The sequence below is a fragment of the Pseudomonas sp. SK3(2021) genome (assembly GCF_016772375.1).
Classification (GTDB): Bacteria; Pseudomonadota; Gammaproteobacteria; order Pseudomonadales; family Pseudomonadaceae; genus Aquipseudomonas; species Aquipseudomonas chlororaphis_I.
Window position 1 is genome coordinate 1,064,023 of sequence record NZ_CP061943.1, and the last position, 13,488, is coordinate 1,077,510.

General features: G+C 63.1%; 13 protein-coding genes. 7 read left to right on the forward strand and 6 right to left on the reverse strand.

Annotation, left to right across the window (positions count from 1 at the left end; genetic code table 11):
* The first annotated feature begins 4 nt into the window (after positions 1-4).
* Positions 5-508, forward strand: a complete 504-nt coding sequence (gene yfiB, locus IF690_RS04700; RefSeq protein ID WP_202699029.1) for an outer membrane lipoprotein YfiB — start codon at positions 5-7, stop codon at positions 506-508.
* Here the strand turns inward: yfiB and IF690_RS04705 are convergent.
* Positions 505-1,452 (reverse strand): LysR family transcriptional regulator, encoded by a 948-nt coding sequence (locus IF690_RS04705; RefSeq protein ID WP_202699030.1) that lies wholly within the window; start codon positions 1,450-1,452, stop codon positions 505-507. The two genes, yfiB and IF690_RS04705, sit on opposite strands and share 4 nt — an antisense overlap.
* A 153-nt stretch (positions 1,453-1,605) precedes the next feature.
* Here IF690_RS04705 and IF690_RS04710 point away from each other — a divergent pair, with 153 nt between their 5' ends.
* The 3 genes from IF690_RS04710 (at position 1,606) to IF690_RS04720 (ending at position 5,022) form a co-directional block, all read left to right on the forward strand.
* Positions 1,606-3,132 (forward strand): CoA-acylating methylmalonate-semialdehyde dehydrogenase, encoded by a 1,527-nt coding sequence (locus tag IF690_RS04710; RefSeq protein ID WP_202699031.1) that lies wholly within the window; start codon positions 1,606-1,608, stop codon positions 3,130-3,132.
* An 11-nt stretch (positions 3,133-3,143) separates the two neighbouring features.
* Complete coding sequence (gene mmsB / locus IF690_RS04715) at positions 3,144-4,031, forward strand: 3-hydroxyisobutyrate dehydrogenase (RefSeq protein ID WP_202699032.1); 888 nt, start codon at positions 3,144-3,146, stop codon at positions 4,029-4,031.
* A gap of 292 nt (positions 4,032-4,323) precedes the next feature.
* The gene (locus IF690_RS04720; protein ID WP_202699033.1) at positions 4,324-5,022 is read left to right on the forward strand and encodes a hypothetical protein; all 699 of its coding nucleotides are present in this window, start codon (positions 4,324-4,326) and stop codon (positions 5,020-5,022) included.
* A 120-nt stretch (positions 5,023-5,142) separates the two neighbouring features.
* Here IF690_RS04720 and IF690_RS04725 read toward each other — a convergent pair whose 3' ends face one another.
* Positions 5,143-5,493 (reverse strand): cupin domain-containing protein, encoded by a 351-nt coding sequence (locus IF690_RS04725; protein WP_202699034.1) that lies wholly within the window; start codon positions 5,491-5,493, stop codon positions 5,143-5,145.
* A gap of 266 nt (positions 5,494-5,759) precedes the next feature.
* Between IF690_RS04725 and kynB the strand changes: the two genes are divergently transcribed.
* Together kynB and kynA are read left to right on the forward strand one after the other, a co-directional pair.
* Positions 5,760-6,401: an arylformamidase gene (gene kynB / locus IF690_RS04730; RefSeq protein WP_202699035.1), complete on the forward strand. Its 642-nt coding sequence runs from the start codon at positions 5,760-5,762 to the stop codon at positions 6,399-6,401.
* 107 nt (positions 6,402-6,508) lie between these two features.
* Complete coding sequence (gene kynA, locus IF690_RS04735) at positions 6,509-7,363, forward strand: tryptophan 2,3-dioxygenase (RefSeq protein ID WP_202699036.1); 855 nt, start codon at positions 6,509-6,511, stop codon at positions 7,361-7,363.
* Positions 7,364-7,562: 199 nt separating this feature from the next.
* Here kynA and IF690_RS04740 read toward each other — a convergent pair whose 3' ends face one another.
* The 4 genes from IF690_RS04740 to antA all read right to left on the reverse strand — a co-directional run bounded on the left by IF690_RS04740 (position 7,563) and on the right by antA (position 11,945).
* Positions 7,563-8,960 (reverse strand): amino acid permease, encoded by a 1,398-nt coding sequence (locus IF690_RS04740; RefSeq protein WP_202699037.1) that lies wholly within the window; start codon positions 8,958-8,960, stop codon positions 7,563-7,565.
* Positions 8,961-9,033: 73 nt separating this feature from the next.
* Positions 9,034-10,053, reverse strand: coding sequence for an anthranilate 1,2-dioxygenase electron transfer component AntC (gene antC / locus IF690_RS04745; protein ID WP_202699038.1), 1,020 nt, complete (start codon positions 10,051-10,053; stop codon positions 9,034-9,036).
* Positions 10,054-10,065: 12 nt separating this feature from the next.
* On the reverse strand, positions 10,066-10,557 hold the full coding sequence (gene antB / locus IF690_RS04750) for an anthranilate 1,2-dioxygenase small subunit (protein WP_202699039.1): 492 nt from the start codon (positions 10,555-10,557) through the stop codon (positions 10,066-10,068).
* Between the two features lie 2 nt (positions 10,558-10,559).
* The gene (gene antA / locus IF690_RS04755) at positions 10,560-11,945 is read right to left on the reverse strand and encodes an anthranilate 1,2-dioxygenase large subunit (RefSeq protein WP_202699040.1); all 1,386 of its coding nucleotides are present in this window, start codon (positions 11,943-11,945) and stop codon (positions 10,560-10,562) included.
* Positions 11,946-12,474: 529 nt separating this feature from the next.
* On the opposite strand from antA, the gene IF690_RS04760 reads away from it, so the two are divergent.
* Positions 12,475-13,488, forward strand: a complete 1,014-nt coding sequence (locus tag IF690_RS04760; RefSeq protein ID WP_202699041.1) for an AraC family transcriptional regulator — start codon at positions 12,475-12,477, stop codon at positions 13,486-13,488.

Genomic DNA, 13,488 nt, shown 5'->3' on the forward strand with positions numbered 1-13,488 from the left:
TTCCTTGTTTTCATTGACTCGACCCTTCTTGCGACTTTTCACCGCCGGCCTGTTGCTGGCGCTGCTTTCATTGGCCGGTTGCCAGAGCGTGCCGCCCAAGGGGCTGACCCCGCAGCAAGTGGCGGTGCTCAAGCAAGAGGGCTTTGAACTGACGGATGAGGGCTGGGCCTTCGGCCTGTCCGGCAAGGTGCTGTTCGGCAGCGATATCGAGACCCTGAATGCCGCCAGTACCGAGATCGTCGAGCGCATCGGCAAGGCGCTGGTCAGCGTGCACATCGACAAGGTCCGGGTCGATGGCCACACCGATGCCTCGGGCAAGGAAACCTACAACCAGCAACTGTCCCTGCGTCGGGCGAAAAGCGTGAGCAAGGTGCTGGTGGCCACGGGCATGCGCGAAGAAAACATCCAGCTGCGCGGTCTGGGCAGCAGCGAACCGGTGGCTTCCAACAGCACGATGGCCGGACGTACCGAAAACCGTCGCGTCTCGATCGTGGTCATCGCCGACTAATCGGCAAACACCATCCCCCGGCTCTGCCCCATCAGCAGGCCCTGATTCTGTTCGGTCACGTTGCGTATGTAGTCCCACAGCAGGGTGATCCGCTTGAGCTTGCGCAGGTCTTCGCGGCAGTACATCCAGAACTGCCGGGTGATGTCTATTTCCTCCGGCAGCACTGGTAGCAGGCGTGGGTCCTGGGCTGCCAGGAAGCACGGCAGGATCGCCAGCGAGCGTCCTTGCTGCGCCGCCACGTATTGTGCGATGACGCTGGTGCTGCGCAGGTTGGCGCTGGCGCCGGGCAGTACATTGGCCAGGTACAAGAGCTCCGAGCTGAACGCCAGGTCGTCCACGTAGCTGATGAATTGATGCTCGCTCAAGTCCGCCGGGCGGCGGATCGGTGAGTGCTGGTCGAGGTATTCCTGGGTCGCATAGAGCTGCAGGCGGTAGTCGCAGAGCTTGCAGCAGACGTAGGGGCCGTGCTCCGGGCGCTCCAGGGCGATGACGATGTCGGCTTCGCGCTTGGACAGGCTGATGAAGTGCGGCAGCGGCAGGATATCCACCGAGATCGCCGGGTAGGCGTCGACGAAGTGGCTCAACTGCGGGGTGATGAAAAAGCTGCCGAAACCTTCGGTGCAGCCCATGCGCACATGGCCGGACAGGGCCACGCCCGAGCCCGAGACCTGTTCGCAGGCCATGTGCAGGGTGCTTTCGATCGACTCGGCATAACCCAGCAAGCGCTGGCCCTCGGCGGTCAGGACAAAGCCGTTGGTCCGGGACTTTTCGAACAGCAGGGTGCCCAGCGCGCCTTCCAGCGAGCCGATGCGCCGCGACACCGTGGTGTAGTCCACCGCCAGGCGCTTGGCCGCGCTGCTGGCCTTGCGGGTACGGGCCACTTCGAGGAAAAACTTCAGGTCGTCCCAGTTCAACGAGCCGAGGGAGGTGATGTTTTTTTGCATGATGGACCGGCTTTTATATGCGTTCTTATTAGAAGTTTGCACATCTATACTCCAAAAACAGTCCGACAACCAACTCGCGACGCACGCCTCATTTCAAGGCGGTCCCACGCCTTGGCTCCCTGCATAAGAACCTCAAGAAGTCAGGAGACCCGTATGAACGCATCCCTCAATCCCGACGGCACCACCTTGCAGCAGGTCAAGCTGCTGATCGACGGCCAGTGGGTCGAATCCCGGACCAGCGAGTGGCACGACATCACCAACCCGGCCACCCAGCAGGTGCTGGCCAAGGTGCCTTTCGCCACGGCGGATGAAGTCGACGCCGCCATCGAAGCCGCGCAGCGCGCCTTCCAGACCTGGAAGCTGACCCCGATCGGCGCGCGGATGCGCATCATGCTCAAGCTGCAGGCGCTGATCCGCGAGCACTCCAAGCGCATTGCCCAGGTGCTCAGCGCCGAACAGGGCAAGACCATCGCCGATGCCGAAGGCGACATTTTCCGTGGCCTGGAGGTGGTCGAGCATGCCTGCTCGATCGGCAGCCTGCAGATGGGCGAGTTCGCCGAGAACGTCGCCGGCGGCGTCGATACCTACACCCTGCGCCAACCGATCGGCGTTTGCGCCGGGATCACCCCGTTCAACTTCCCGGCGATGATTCCGCTGTGGATGTTCCCGATGGCCATCGCCTGCGGCAACACCTTCGTGCTCAAGCCTTCGGAACAGGACCCGCTGTCGACCATGCTGCTGGTGGAACTGGCGCTGGAAGCCGGCATTCCGCCTGGCGTGCTCAACGTGGTGCATGGCGGCAAGGACGTGGTGGACAAGCTGTGCACCCACCCGCACATCAAGGCGGTGTCGTTCGTCGGTTCCACCGCGGTGGGCACCCACGTCTACGACCTGGCGGGCAAACACGGCAAGCGCGTGCAGTCGATGATGGGTGCGAAGAACCACGCCGTGGTGCTGCCCGACGCCAACCGCGAACAGGCGCTCAATGCCCTGGTCGGTGCCGGGTTCGGCGCGGCCGGCCAGCGTTGCATGGCCACCTCGGTGGTGGTCCTGGTGGGCGCGGCGAAACAATGGCTGCCGGATCTCAAGGCGCTGGCGCAGAAACTCAAGGTGAATGCCGGCAGCGAGCCGGGCACCGATGTCGGGCCGCTGATTTCCAAGCGCGCCAAGGAGCGTGTGCTGAGCCTGATCGAAAGCGGCATCAAGGAAGGCGCCAAGCTGGAGCTGGACGGTCGCGACGTCAAGGTGCCGGGGTTCGAGCAGGGCAACTTCGTCGGCCCGACCCTGTTCTCCGGGGTGACCACCGACATGCAGATCTACACCCAGGAAATCTTCGGCCCGGTGCTGGTGGTGCTGGAAGTGGACACCCTCGACCAGGCCATCGCCCTGGTCAACAGCAACCCCTTCGGCAATGGCACCGGCCTGTTCACCCAGAGCGGCGCGGCCGCCCGCAAGTTCCAGAGCGAAATCGATGTCGGCCAGGTCGGGATCAACATCCCGATCCCGGTGCCGGTACCGTTCTTCAGCTTCACCGGTTCCCGTGGTTCCAAGCTGGGCGATCTGGGGCCCTATGGCAAACAAGTGGTGCAGTTCTATACCCAGACCAAGACCGTCACCAGTCGCTGGTTCGACGATGACAGTGTCAACGATGGCGTGAACACCACCATCCATTTGCGTTGAGGAGTCGGCTCATGAAAATCGCATTCATCGGTCTGGGCAACATGGGCGCGCCCATGGCGCGCAACCTGCTCAAGGCCGGGCATCGGTTGAACCTGTTCGACCTGAACCAGGCCGTGCTCAACGAACTGGCCGAACTGGGTGGCAGCATCAGTACCTCGCCGCGCGCTGCCGCCGAAGACAGCGAGCTGGTGATCACCATGCTGCCGGCCGCGCCCCATGTGCGCAGCGTCTGGCTGGGCGACGACGGGGTGCTGGCGGGTATCGCCCATGGCACACCGGCGGTGGATTGCAGCACCATCGACCCGCAGACCGCCCGCGACGTGGCCGCGGCCGCCGCCAGGCAAGGCGTGGCCATGGCCGACGCGCCGGTGTCCGGAGGCACCGGCGGCGCAGCGGCGGGCACCCTGACCTTCATGGTCGGCGCCAGCGCCGAACTGTTCGCCACCCTGCAGCCGGTGCTGGCGCAGATGGGCCGCAATATCGTGCACTGCGGTGAAGTAGGGACCGGGCAGATCGCCAAGATCTGCAACAACCTGCTGCTGGGTATTTCGATGATCGGCGTCAGCGAGGCCATGGCCCTGGGCGATGCCCTGGGCATCGACACCAAGGTGCTGGCGGGCATCATCAACAGCTCCACCGGGCGCTGCTGGAGTTCCGATACCTACAACCCCTGGCCCGGGGTGATCGAAACCGCCCCGGCGGCTCGCGGCTACACCGGCGGTTTCGGCGCGGAACTGATGCTCAAGGACCTGGGCCTGGCCACCGAGGCTGCCCGCCAGGCGCACCAGCCCGTGGTGCTGGGCGCCGTGGCGCAGCAGCTGTACCAGGCCATGAGCCTGCGCGGAGAAGGGGGCATGGACTTCTCGGCCATCGTCAACAGCTATCGCAAGCCGACCTAGGCACTGCGCAGCCGGCGCTCTCTAAAGAGCGCGGGCTGCGCCACCCCCTGTGAACGCTGCAAACTTTCCGGGACTCACGTCGGGTGGGCTCCCGGTTTTTTGCATATGCAGCCGGAAGCCATGCGGATTTGCTGCGCTCACGGTAACACCGCGAAGTCACTGGTTATTCTCATTATTCTGATCGGTTACAAGTCATTTGTTGATTGGGATCTACAGTCAATCTGAAGGCGACAGTGGACGGCAGAGCTGCAAGGCTGATTCATGAGCGCTGAGCTTCGACAGGAGAGCCAATATGACAACGGAAGAGCAGATCGCAAGGCTGGAGTCAGAGGTAGCGAAGCTCAAGGATCGAGGAAAAGACGGTTGGGACAAGTTTGGTGTCGCTTGCTCGGCGCTGATACCGATCACTATTGCAGGAGTGGGTGGGTTTTACTCCTACTACTCTCAGAGCACTGCTACGGCAGTGGCGGACATTCGAGCGGTGGCCGAATCCAAGATCAAGCAAGCCGAGCTGGTCTCTAAGTTCTTCGAGCCCTTGATGGGGAGTGATCAAAGGCGCAGTGAGTTTGCAGTACGGGCGCTGTTGGTTGCCGCTCCGGACTATGGCCCGACCCTCGTTCGAGTGGTTGCCGAGAATACCAAGGCGCCCGTCGAGGCGGCCTATGCTACTGACGCACTGGGCGAGCGACGGGATGCACTGATCAGGCAGATGTTTAGCGACGATGCTCGTCAGCGAGTGGATGGCTACCAGCAGTTGCTGGCGTCATGGGGAAGCGACGAACTCTTGATCCCAGCAGTCATCGCCTATGGCAGCGGCAATACGTCCAATGGCAATGGTATTTACAACTCATTGGTGCTGCTGAGTCATATGCAGCGCGACACTATTCAAAAGCGTAAGGCAGACATCATCGCCTTCACTAAATTGGTGGAAGGAAAGGGCGAAAAAATTCGCGAGCGTGCGGATGTCCTGCGTTCACGTCTTGGGGCCTGAGGCTTGGTTTTGTAGGTTTCAGGGGGCGGCCTGGCGGGAGAAAGGAAGAGAAGCAGTTCCTCGACAGGGATGGCAGCAACCTGTATCGAAGCATTTGTTTCTCTCCTTTCCTGAGATTCGTCAGGCGAAAACGAAATACTTGCGCACGGTCTCGACCACTTCCCAGGTGCCTTTCATCCCGGGTTCGACCACGAAGATATCGCCGGCGCGCAGGTGGACCGGCTCCATGCCGTCCGGGGTGATCACGCAGTAGCCTTCCTGGAAATGGCAGTACTCCCATTTCACATAGTCCACCCGCCATTTGCCGGGCGTGCAGATCCAGGTGCCCATGATCTTGCTGCCGTCTTCGCTGGTATAGGCGTTGAGGTTGACGGTGTGCGGGTCGCCTTCGAGTTTTTCCCATTTGCAGGCATCGAGCACCGGCAGCGGGTGTGTGTCGCGCAGAACGGTGATGGGGGCAGTCGCGGTCATGAGGACTCCGGGGTCTTGGCTGGGAACTGAAGTCGCACCCTATAGCGCCCGGCACCGGGCCAGTTGTCTGTACTCGACATCGGGGTGCCCAGAAACGCAGTACTCGCCCGTGAAGTGTTGCCGCGGTTTGCCTTGAAATTTCCGAGCGTGAATCAGTGATTTCCTGGCAGTTCATGCGAAAGATTCCGCGGTCGCCGGAGCATTTCGCAAGAATCTTCACGGGCATCGCTCGTATGATTCAGGTCGAAGTGGCCGAGAGCAGCGCTATGAACACAACCCCAAGCTGGTGGGATATCAGCCCGCCCCTGAGTACCGCGACCCCGACCTGGCCCGGCGATACGCCGTTCCAGGAAGAGCGGGTCTGGCAGTACGGACCCGAGTGCCCGGTGAATGTCGGGCGCATCACCCTGTCGCCGCACACCGGGGCCCATGTCGATGCGCCGCTGCACTACAGCGCCGAGGGCGCGCCGATCGGCGAGGTGCCGCTGGACGTCTACCTCGGCCCGTGCCGGGTCGTGCATTGCCTGGGCTGCGGCCCGCTGGTATTGCCCCGACACCTGGAAGGTCGCCTCGACAACCTGCCCGAGCGGGTGTTGCTGCGCACCTATCGCCAGGCGCCGTTGAGCACCTGGGACCCGGACTTCAGCGCCGTGGCCAAGGAGACCGTCGAGCTGCTGGCTCGCCATGGTGTGCGCCTGATCGGCATCGACACCCCGTCCCTCGACCCGCAGCAATCGAAAACCATGGATGCCCATAACGCCGTGGCCCGCCATGGCCTGGCGATTCTCGAAGGCATCGTGCTCGACGAAGTGGCCGAAGGCGATTACGAACTGATCGCGCTGCCCCTGCGTTTCGCTCATCTGGATGCGAGCCCGGTGCGCGCCATCCTGCGGCCTTTGCCGCGATAATTCCTACAATAGTATTGATAACAACGAAGCTTCGACCCCGCACGCCCTCGATCAAGGCCGGCGCCGGGTGATCGACCAGCCGCGACCTGACATGAGGAGCCCACGCGATGAGTCAATGTCCGTATTCGAACAGCCCGCCGCCCGACAACTGGCACAACGCCGAGCTGAATTTTTCCGACTCCATGAGCTACGGCGACTACCTGGACCTGGGGCGCATCCTCAATGCCCAGCACCCCTTGTCGCCGGACCACAACGAAATGCTCTTCATCATCCAGCACCAGACCTCGGAGCTGTGGATGAAGCTGATGCTGCACGAGCTCAAGGCGGCTCGCGAGCATGTGCATCAGGGCCAACTGCCGCCGGCGTTCAAGATGCTGGCGCGGGTGTCGCGGATCTTCGACCAGCTGGTGCACGCCTGGGCGGTGCTGGCGACCATGACCCCGTCCGAATACAAGTCGATCCGCCCGTACCTGGGGCACTCGTCGGGCTTCCAGTCGTTCCAGTACCGCGAGATCGAGTTCATCCTCGGCAACAAGAGCGCGACCTTGCTGCGCCCCCATGCCCATCGCCCGGAACTGCTCGAGGAACTGGAACTGGCGATCGCCACGCCGTCGCTGTACGACGAAGCCATCGGCCTGATGGCCAAGGCGGGGCTGGCCATCGACCCCGAGCGCCTGGCCCTGAACAGCCAGGCGCCGACCCAGCATGATGCGTCGGTGGAGGCCGCCTGGCGCGAGGTCTACACCGACCCGTCGCGCTACTGGGACCTGTACCAGCTGGCAGAGAAGTTCATCGACCTGGAGGACTCCTTCCGCCAGTGGCGCTTCCGCCATGTGACCACGGTGGAGCGCATCATCGGCTTCCAGCCCGGCACCGGCGGCACCGAAGGCGTCGGCTACCTGCGCAAGATGCTCGACACCGTCTTGTTCCCCGAGCTGTGGCGCGTGCGCTCGACGCTGTAAGCGGCAGGCCAGCAAAAAGGCCCGGCATTCATCGAATGCCGGGCCTTTGCGTTCATGCCAACCCCTGTAGCCGCTGCCGCAGGCTGCGATGGTCCGGGCCACGCTGGGCGCAGGACCTCCGGCGTCCTCAAGATCGCTGCGACCGTACCGGTCGATCGCAGCCTGCGGCAGCGGCTACAGGGTCATGTGCCGCCGATGATCAGGCCACCACCCGAGTACCGGCCCTGGCCACCCGCAGGCGGTAGAACGCCCAGATCAGCGCGACCCAGACCGGGATGGCGTAGACCGAAACCCGGATCCCGGGAATCATCAGCATCACGCTGATGATCATCAGCATGAAGGCCAGGCACAGGTAGTTGCTGAACGGGAACCAGAAGGTCTTGAACGACGGCACTATGCCTTGCTGGCCCATGGACTTGCGGAACTTCAGGTGGGTCAGGCTGATCAGCGCCCAGTTGATCATCAGGGACGCGACGACCAGGGCCATCAGCAGCTCCAGCGCTTCCTGCGGCGCCAGGTAGTTGACCACCACGCAGAGCAGGGTAATCAGCGCCGAAACGCCCAGGGCCAGCAATGGCACCCCTTGTTTGTTCAGCTTCATCATCGCCCTGGGCGCGTCGCCCTGTTCGGCCAGGCCGTAGAGCATGCGGCTGTTGCAGTACACGCCGCTGTTGTAGACCGACAGCGCCGCGGTCAGGACCACGAAGTTGAGGATGTGCGCCGCGGTGTCGCTGCCGATCAGGGCAAAGATCTGCACGAACGGGCTGCCGCTGTAGGAGTCGCCGGAGGCGTTGAGGGTCTGCAGCAACTGGTCCCAGGGGTACAGCGACAGCAGCACGGTGAGGGCGCCGACGTAGAAGATCAGCACCCGGTACACCACCTGGTTGATCGCCTTGGGGATCACCTTGCGTGGCTCGCTGGCCTCGGCGGCGGTGATGCCCACCAGCTCCAGGCCGCCGAAGGAAAACATGATGAAGGCCATGGCCATCAGCAGGCCGGTGCCGCCATTGGGGAAGAACCCGCCGTGGCTCCACAGGTTGCTCACCGCGGCCTGCGGGCCGCCGCTGCCGCTGGCGAGCATGTAGCAGCCCAGGGCGATCATGCCGATGATGGCCACCACCTTGATGATGGCGAACCAGAACTCGGCCTCCCCGAAGAACTTCACGTTCATCATGTTGATCAGGTTGACCAGCACGAAGAACGCCGCCGCACTGACCCAGGACGGGATTTCCGGCCACCAGAACTGCACGTACTTGCCCACGGCCGTGAGTTCGGCCATGCCCACCAGCACGTACAGCACCCAGTAGTTCCAGCCGGCGAGAAAGCCGAAGTAACCGCCCCAGTATTTGTGCGCGAAGTGGCTGAAGGACCCGGCCACCGGTTCCTCGACAATCATCTCGCCGAGCTGGCGCATGATCAGGAAGGCGATGAACCCGGCAATCGCGTAACCGAGGATCATCGAAGGGCCGGCGGACTTGAGCACGCCGGCGGAGCCAAGGAACAGCCCGGTGCCGATCGCCCCGCCCAGGGCAATCAGCTGAATATGGCGGTTCTTCAAGCCACGCTTGAGTTCGCCGGGTTTCAGGATCTCATCCACTAATCACGCTCTCTTCTCATTGTTATCGGATCTGTCCGTATTCGCGGCCAGATCGCGGCTGACGGCGGACGGCTCAGATATTACTCTCGGTGAACTTCTCGTAATACAGCTGAACGCTCTCAAGTTGCTGATCTTGCAACCAGTTCTTGATCGACTCGACCATCGGTGGCGGTCCGCAGACGTACATGTCCACCGGGCTATCGCGCAGTTCGCTGCAATCGAAATGCTCGGCGATATAACCGCGCTTGCCCGGCCAGTCCGCTGTCGGCTCGCTGATCACCGCAGTGTAGCGAAAGCCCGGCAATTGGCTGGCATAAGCCTCGATACGCGCGGTTTCGCACAGGTCGGCGACGTTGCGCACCCCGTAGTACAGGTGCACCGGCTGGCTGCAGCCGTCGGCGACCAGTTGTTCGAGCATCGCCAGCAGCGCCGACAATCCGGCGCCGCCGGCCACCAGCACCAGCGGCCGGACGATATGGCGCAGGTAGAAGGCGCCCAGCGGTGCCTCCAGTTCGATGCGGTCGCCGACCTGGCAACGTTCGCGGATGTAGTTGCTCATGGCCCCGTCGGGCAGCAGGCGCACGAGGAATTGCAGTTGCTGGCAGCCCGAGCGGTTGGCGAACGAGTAGGAGCGCTGGCTCGACGTGCCGGGGACCGACAGCCGGGCGTACTGCCCCGGCAGGAAGTCCAGCGTCGGCTGATCCTGGTCGAGCTGCAGTTGCAGGATCGCCGTGCTGTCGGATACCTGGCGCACCTCGCTGACCGTGCCGCCCAGCTGTGCGGGCCCCGCGGCGCTGCACAGGCTGGAGTCGAAGTCGAAGTAGAAGGTGGCATCGGACTGCACCCGGGTCTGGCAACTGAGCATCTTGCGCTGCTCCAGGTCCGCGCTGGAGAGGGCTTCCTCGTCCACGTAGTCCTGGCTGTAGGTGCCCGATTCGCAGCGGCCCTGGCAGGTGCCGCAGACGCCTTCGCGGCAGTCGAGGGGGATCTTGATGCCGTTGCGCAGGGCGGCGTCGAGCAGTATTTCGTTGGCGTTTACAGGGAAGAACAGCGTCTTGCCATCGGCAAAGCTGAACGCGACCTTGTGGTTCATGCCCGGTCTCCGTCAGAGGTGGTAGAAGTCGAGCACCGAATTGATGGTGTCGTTGAGCAGCAGCACATGCTTGCGGGTGATCAGCCAGCTGTCGCCATGGGGCTTGAGGTTGTAGGTGGCATGGCCGAAGAACTGCTCGGCGGTGGCCAGGCGATAGAACAGCGTGTGCCAGTTCAGCCGCACTTGCAGGCAGCCATCGGCCTGCCCGGCGATCCGCACGTTGCTGATGTTGTGCAGGGTGCGCGGCATCGGAATGGTCGAGGCGGCCTTGCCGGTGCGGATACGGAACACCCGGTCTTCCAGGCCCGAGCGGTTGGCGTAGTAGATCAGCGACATGCCGCGCTTCGGGTCGGTGGTGTAGACATGCTCGGAGTCCCACTGCGGCAGGTGGAACTCGCTCTGCGGGTCGAAGAGTTCGAGGTAGGCGTCCCAGTCCTGGGCGTCGCACAGCTCGGACTTGCGGTAGAAAAACTGCTCGATACGGTATTGCAGTGGCGCACTCATGTTCACACCTCTCGCAGTTTCAGGGATTGTCTGGCCAGCCCGTCGAGGAGGAATTTCTGCCAGTTGCGGTGCTGGTTGACGTACAGCCCTTCGTGGGTGAATTCGGTGCCGGTCATGGCCGGCTGGATGCCGATGGCCTCGCTGTTGCGGGTCGGCCCGGTTTCCCAGCGGTGGCTGCCGCGCGAGATATCGCTCCAGCGTTCCAGGCGGCCCTGGAAGCCGCGCTGGGCTTCGCGGAACTCCACCAGGTCGTCGGGGGTGCCCATGCCCGAGACGTTGAAGAAGTCCTCGAACTGGCGGATGCGGTTTTCCCGGTCGGCGTCGGACTCGCCCTTGACCCCGATGCACTGGCTGACGATCTCGGTCTTGTTCCAGGCCAGCGGGCGGATGATCCGCAGCTGCGAGCTGATCTGGTCGAGGAAGAACAGGCTCGGGTAGATGTTGAGGTTGCGCAGGCGGTGCATCATCCATTCGGCCTTTTCCTGGCCGTACTCTTCCACCAGCCGCGGCATGATGCTGGCGTAGCCGGAGCGCACCGACGGGTTGGGCATGTCGCTGAACAGCACGCTGTGGCCGTTGTTGAAGGCGAACCAGCCGTCGTCGGTATTGGCGTCGCCGGCGCCGAGCTTGCTGTAGTCGAGGGTGGCGCTGGCGCCGCCGTTTTCGCTGTTGACCTGCTGGCGGTGCTGCACCGTGGCCACGTAGTTGTAGTGCACGGTGCTCACGTGATAACCGTCGAGGCCGTTCTCGTTCTGCAGTTTCCAGTTGCCGTCGTAGGTGTAGGCGGACTTGCCGGGCAGGACTTCCAGTTCACCGGTGGGCGACTGGGCGACCATCATGTCGAAGAACACCTTGGCGTCGCCGAGGAAGTCCTCCAGGGCGTTGTCGGCGTGGACGTCGAGGCTGATGAAGACAAAGCCTTTGTAGCTGTCGATGCGGGCCTTCTTCAGGCCGCGGGTGGCCTTGTCGAACCCTTCGGGGTATTCCCCCGGCGCCTTGACCTTCACCAGGCGCCCGTCGCTCTTGTAGCACCAGGCGTGGAACGGGCAGGTGAAGGTGGACTGGTTGCCCTTGCCGACCCGGGTCAGGGTGGTGCCGCGGTGCTGGCAGGCGTTGATCAGCGCGTTGAGCCGGCCTTCGCCGTCGCGGGTAATGATCATCGGCTGGCGCCCGGCGCGCATCGTGACGAAGTCGTGGTTGTTGGCCAGTTCGCTTTCGTGACAGGCGTAGATCCAGTTCTTCTCGAAGATCAGTTCCATCTCCAGGTCGAACAGCTCGGGCTCGGTGAACATGTCCCGGGCAATGCGGAATACGCCCTCGTCCGGACGAAAGTCCAGGCAGCCGTCGATGAAGCTTTTCCATTGTTCTGTGTTTCTTGCACCACTCATGAGTGAGTACCTTTCTTGTTCAGGCCAATCGGTGCATGCATTAGAGAGAGTGCGGGGCAGTGGTGGCTATCCGCTTAGTTGGCCAAGGCCATCCACAAAATTGCCCGGCCACCTGTAGCCGCTGCCGCAGGTTGCGATCGGCGACGCAGTCGCCGCAAAACCTGAACACACGATCCGACAGGAACACCGCGATACGCGGTTTTACGCCTGCTGCGCCCGAACGCGGACCGAGCCGGTCGCAGCCTGCGGCAGCGGCTACGGGGCGGCGTTCGGGTGTAGCGGGAATACCCACGGCCGGCGCCCCAGCCGATCAACGGCTGCACCGCGATGTCGCGATGAGCTACTGTTTGGCGCAGTCTTGCGTGGGGTTTGCGCACCGGGTGGACGGGTTCTATCCACTTAGTTGGCGATTGCTATCCAGTCGGTTGGCAGTGCCGGGCGGTGGCGCAAAACTTGCTCTTGCAGGTCAGTACTTCAAATCAGACGCGCCGTCAGAGCGCGCAAAAAATATTGCCGTGGGTGCGCCGTGATGAATAGCAAGGCTGATTCGCAGTTTCGCGATATTCGTATCGATCGCTACGACCTCGAGGGGGCGAGAAGCTGGATGTCCGGCATTTGCGGGCCGCACCGGCTCGAAACCAGCAGCCCCGAGCGCATCCGCTTTCATCACAGCGCCAACGTGTTCAAGTCGCGGGCCACGACCCTGGGCACCATCGAATACGGTACCGACGTCACCATCGATATCGAAGACGCCGAGCGCTTCAGCAGCTACAGCCTGAGCCTGCCGCTGAGTGGCGACCAGGAGTTGAGCAAGGATGGCCGGCTGCTGCGTTCCAACCGCGACCAGGGAGTGATCGTCGCGCCCAACGAGAGCCAGGTGCTGGCGATCTCCGGCGATTGCCGCAAAGTCCAGGTGGTGATTACCCGGGCGGCCATGAGCGAAGCGCTGGAGGCCTTGCTGCAACGCCCGCCGGAAGCGCCGCTGCGTTTCGAGTCGGTGATGGATGCGGTGGAAGGGGCGTCGGCGTCCTGGTGGCGCATGGCGCGCTATTTCATCGCCGAACTGGAGCGCAGCAGCGAGCTGTACGAACAGCTGGCCTTCACCCGCGACCTGGAAAGCGCCTTGATCAAGGGCCTGATCCTCGCCCAGCCGAACAACTACTCGGCCCAGCTGCGCGAGGTGCTGGAGGTCAAGTTGCCCCACTACCTGGTCCGCGCCCGCCAGTACATTCACGCCAACGCCCGCGAGCCGTTGTGCCTGGAGGACCTGGAAGCCGCCGCCGGGGTCTCGCGCTTCAAGTTGTTCGAGGCCTTCAAGAAGTATTTCGCCCTGTCGCCGATGGTCTACCTGAAGAAGTACCGGCTCAACGCGGTGCGCCAAGAGATCCTCGAACACGGCTCGGCGCGGACCATTTCCGAAATCGCCCTGGGCTGGGGCTTCAGCCATCTGGGGCGGTTCTCCGCCGAATACCGCAAGCTGTTCGGCGAGCCGCCCAGCACCACCCTGCAGCGCCACGATGCGCGGCGCCTGGGCGGTTTCTAG